The sequence below is a fragment of the Chloroflexus sp. MS-G genome (genome assembly GCF_000735195.1).
GTDB lineage: Bacteria > Chloroflexota > Chloroflexia > Chloroflexales > Chloroflexaceae > Chloroflexus.
Genome location: NZ_JPIM01000194.1, coordinates 1 through 4,535, shown reverse-complemented (window position 1 = coordinate 4,535; position 4,535 = coordinate 1). Strand labels below are relative to the sequence as shown.

The following is a 4,535-nucleotide window of genomic DNA, read 5'->3' as shown; positions in this document are numbered from 1 at the left end:
AGTGGTATCGCTGCTCCGCCGGGCGCTGTCCAGCGCTCGCTTCAGACGCGCCAGCACTTCTGGACGATTTCGTTCGCCCTTGAGCATCCAGTAATGTCTCAGCTGCGCCGTAGCGCGTGCTGCACGATTGATTCCGGTGTGCGCGCTATCATGCGCGTACCCCCAATCGAGGTAGTGTTCGAGGTTGGGCTGTTCCAGGGTCAGGATTGTAATGCCGCTGCGCTCATTTCCCTTGATGATCGCCTCATCTGCAGCTTCAATCAGCCCGGCGAAGTATGCCAGCGCGGCTGGCGCATAGGTTGCCAGCGCATCCGGCATCTGCTGCGCAAGGCGAGCCTCGGCATAGCGCCGCGCCGGTTCCGGCAGGGCGCATTGCGCGTAGTCGGCAGTGCCACGCCATTCGGCCATGCCGTAGTGCACAACCGTTTCGAGCGTCTCTGCCTCGATGTCCGCAATCGCCTGCGCTGCGTTGCGGGTCAGACCGGCCGGGAAGAGCGCCAGCAGCGCAAAGGCGCGTTGCGCCGGAGCGGGCAGCACGGTGTATGAGAGATCGAGGGTGGCTGCCAGGCTGGTCTCGCGGTCTTCTTCATCGCCGGGGTAGCGGAGGGCGCCCTGCGGATTGGCTTGCAACCGACACCACAGGTCGCGCAGGCTGAGGCGGGCAGCGCGCATGGCCGTTGCTGCCAGCCGGATCGGGAAGGGATAACCGTCGAGAAAGCGCAGCAGGTCGCGCCATTCGTCAGGCGTCCATTCGCCCCACTTCTCTATCGGCGGCGCATACGTCAGAAACGCAGTTTGGGCGTCTGCCCCCGTCAAACGGGTCAGTTCAAGCGGAGCGTGATGGATGCGCCCCGGCAGGTCGAGCCTGGCGGTCGTGAGCAGTTTCAGAAAGCGGGTGCCGAGCAGCGCCCGCACCATCCCGACCAAACCCTGGCGGTCGTGGATGAGCAGGGCGTCGAGATCATCGAGCACGAGCAGGCTCTGGCGGTCGGCGAGCGCACCGGCGAGGGTCGCGTCACTTTCGGCGGTTTCTGGCGCCAGTCCGATCGCAAATGCGATCCGGCTGCGCGCTTCGGAAGCAGTCGTGACATTCCGCAGCGCCACCAGCCAGACCCCATCGCGCCAGCGGTTGCGTTCGTGCTGCCAGCGCGCCGCTGCCTCTGCCAGGGCGGTTTTGCCCATCCCGCCCATCCCGTGGATGGCGACACAGCGGTTGTCGCGGAGCGCCTGCGCAATGGCGTGCAATTCGCGAGCGCGCCCGACAAATGGATCGGCTGCGACCGGACTGAGGTTTGTGTTCTGCCACTGGGGGCGGCGGAAGGTCAGTTGACCGCACGACAGCGCTGGTGCAAGCGGCTGCTGATGCACCGGATCGTTCTCCGGCAGGAGACGAAACTTCACCTCTTCCCGCACGTTCAGGGTCTGAAGCGTTTCAGGATCGCGCCACTGCCGCAACTCGTCGTTAGTTGCCACAGCGGTACACCCGGCGGCAAACGCCTCGGCAACCGACCGCCCGGCGAACAATGCGGCGTAGAAGCGCACGGCAAAGACACGGGCAGCAAGATCGATTACTGGGTCGGCGGCGTTGATCGCCACCACGTGGCGCACCCCGGCAGCGAGCAGGGCATCGGCGAGACCGGCAGAGTGGCAAGCACTCAGGAACGCCAGCCGACACGGCTGGTTGCCGATCAGGCGCCGCAACTCAACGGCATCCAGGTCACGCACGATGCCGGTCTCATCCTCCAGCACCAGCACGCTCGCGCCATCGAGGTGGCGGCTGCCGTGCCCGCTGAAGTGCAGCACATCGAACGGCTGACGGGCAGTGGCGAACAGGTGACCGATCCGTTCGGTCGTGGCGATGGCAGTCTCGATCTCCAGCGCCACCCCTAGGTCGCGGCAGGCATCGGCCAGCTTTTCGATCTCCTGCTGCACCGGCAGCAGCGTGATCGGAACAATCTCGTTCTCACGCTGCATCACCAGCGGCGCCGAAAAGAGCAGCAGCATGCGCAGCGGCGTCACGGTTGCGGCGGTGTCCTGAGCAGCCATTCAAGTACCTCCTGGTCGGTTGCCAGTGCCAGATCGAGCGGAGGTTGGCCAGGTCGGCGCAGGGTTCCGCGCGGCGTCTTCCCCTGGCGGCGCATGGATTCACGGTAGGCGTTGATCTTCTCTGCCAGTGCAATGATTGCGGCCACGCTACCGGCAATCTCACCGAGGTCGCGGATCACCACGACGATGGTCTGCCAGTCGAGGTCACGCCGCTGGATCGATTGGGTCGTGAAGCCGCTCTGCTGCAGGAGGGGCAGGAGGGCGGTTGCTTCGTCGGCTGGAATGTCGATGGCAATATTCTGTTCGTAGGTCATCGGCGTTGGTTTGGTAGGAATAGGCGTTTGTGTGATTATAACATATCAAAACGTTTCGAAGTGCTTTTCCTACCCGATCAATCGTGATGGAGAAAATTAGGAGAGAGGACGGAGAAGCGGGTTTCCTAATCACCAGTAACGTTGAGGGAGCGCTCATCTTTCCGTGTAAACGGTGATCATCTGCTCTACCTCCCCCTGCTTCTCGCCACGTGGGAATGACTGTGAGGCGTGTCGGCCAACCTCAGCCGCTCTGACGCCTAATCACACCTTTCCGCTCCCCGTGGGCGCGGACGGGGGCTGGGGGGAGGGTGAGGGAGCAACCTCCCCCTTCCTCTCCCTCAAAGGGAGAGGAAGGGGGCTGGGGGGGAAGGTGAGGGCGCCAGCCTTGCTCTGGGCCGCCACGCGCTGATGGGCGCGGCAGCAGGACAAGCGTTAAAAGAGGCAATTGGGAGGGAAGATTCGCGAATTGATATTCAGTATTCGTTGCACAGCGCCCCTCGTTCCAAATGAGCGCCGACTCTCCTGCCGCATTGGTTCAACGCAGCCTCCACAGGGTTTACCCGATCTCAGATTGCCTCAGTCCCGAAAGCTTTTTTCTAACAACATTGTCACACCAATTAGGGAATATTTCCCTGATTCTGGGCTTTATCGATGTGGTACAACAACTCACGACGGATGCTTCGGAAGTTAGGCTGAGGAACAGAATGCGTATCATTCAACCAGTTGAACTGCAATGCTGGTGGGAAATTGCCCGCGCTTGCCCGTATGCTACTTTCTTCCACACCCCACTCTGGACAGAGCTGGCGTGTCGGGTGAACTGTATGGTGCGTGATCGGACGATTGCCGCTATCTTTCCTAATGGCACCCGTGCTGTGTTGCCATTACTTGAGATTCGGCGCTTTGGACCATTCGCATCACTGATGTCAACCTTTGAAGGATGCTACGGTGGAATTATTGCCGATGGCCCGCTGAGCGCTACAGATGCGGCTAAACTCTATCGGCAGGTCTACCGTTGGGATATTAGCAACTTCTATTACCTGGCAAACCCGTTGGCGCCACCAGAAACCGTGGATACGACTTACCAGTTCGCCAATGAGATTACGTATCTCATCCATCTTGATCAAGACTTTGAAAGTATCTTTAGTCGCTTTGATAAGAGTGCGCGTACCAACTATCGGCGGGGTCTGCGTGAAGGAGTACGTATTCGGCGGGCAACATCGCTTACCGACTATGAAGCCTACTATCGCGCCTACCGCGAAGCGGTGCGACGCTGGGGGGAAGATGAGCATTACGGGTATCCGTGGGAGTTCTTTACTCACGTCTTTGACTTCGAGCGGCGCTATCCCAACGAGATCACGCTGTGGGTGGTCGAACTAGATGGCGCTGTCGTTGGTGGTACGCTGGCTTTCTATTGGAATCAACACGTTACTGCATGGCATGGCACTGTTACCAACGAAGCCCTCAAGCGACGAGCGATGGTCGTGCTCGATGTTGAAATTGCCCGCGATGCTGCGGCGCGCGGGTTTCGCTATTACGACCTCAACACCAGCGCCGGGATCGAAGGTGTGATGCAGTACAAGCGCAATTTTGCCTCTGCCGCATATGCCATTGCCCGCTGCCGCTACCGTAGCCCGCTGATTCAGTCAGTCCGCGCTCTTGTTCAACGTTAATCTCGTCGTTGCTCACTTATCCGATACCGGCGAGGATCATAGTAAAGCCGGGCATCGAATCCGCTCCATCGTTCCAACAATATTAGCCTATCTCAACTTGCTATCGAGACCGGGTCGGCGTCTGTCCCTACTGGTATGGCAACGGTCTCATGTTCGCTTCCCGCAGATCACCCCGTTCACTCCCGAACCGGGGAGCGGAAGCTGGGTACAGAGACCAACCCAACCCGCCCTAACACCCAACCTCCCCCCTGTGGGAGCGGACTGGGGTTGGGGAGAAGGTGCGGGTCGCCCTCACCCCCGGCCCCTCTCCCGCAGCGCGGGAGAGGGGTGATCTAGGTGGTGGACTCGGCATTGTTGACAGATGCCAGCGCAGAATCGCCCCTGCTCCGCTCATCCCCCCCTCCTCTCCCACAGCGTGGGCGCGGACGGGGGCAAGGGGGAAGGGGCGGGCGCAACCTCCCCCCTCCTCTCCCACAGCGTGGGAGAGGAGGGGGCAGGGGGGAGG

Annotated in this window: 3 protein-coding genes; 1 reads left to right on the top strand and 2 read right to left on the bottom strand. The window is 61.0% G+C overall.

What is annotated here, in order from left to right; all coding sequences use genetic code 11:
• Together JE47_RS0119560 and JE47_RS0119555 are read right to left on the bottom strand one after the other, a co-directional pair.
• The coding region (locus JE47_RS0119560) for a CHAT domain-containing protein (protein WP_031461362.1) at positions 1-2,046 on the bottom strand (2,046 nt) is incomplete at its 3' end.
• Complete coding sequence (locus JE47_RS0119555) at positions 2,016-2,360, bottom strand: hypothetical protein (protein ID WP_031461361.1); 345 nt, start codon at positions 2,358-2,360, stop codon at positions 2,016-2,018. The genes JE47_RS0119555 and JE47_RS0119560, both read right to left, overlap by 31 nt.
• 704 nt (positions 2,361-3,064) lie before the next feature.
• Here JE47_RS0119555 and JE47_RS0119550 point away from each other — a divergent pair.
• On the top strand, positions 3,065-4,030 hold the full coding sequence (locus JE47_RS0119550) for a GNAT family N-acetyltransferase (RefSeq protein ID WP_031461360.1): 966 nt from the start codon (positions 3,065-3,067) through the stop codon (positions 4,028-4,030).
• Positions 4,031-4,535 lie beyond the last annotated feature (505 nt).

Bases quoted from the DNA above. Each gene is read 5' to 3' on its own strand.
- JE47_RS0119550 (WP_031461360.1), top strand. From the start codon at position 3,065: ATGCGTATCATTCAACCAGTTGAACTGCAATGCTGGTGGGAAATTGCC.
- JE47_RS0119555 (WP_031461361.1), bottom strand. From the start codon at position 2,360: ATGACCTACGAACAGAATATTGCCATCGACATTCCAGCCGACGAAGCA.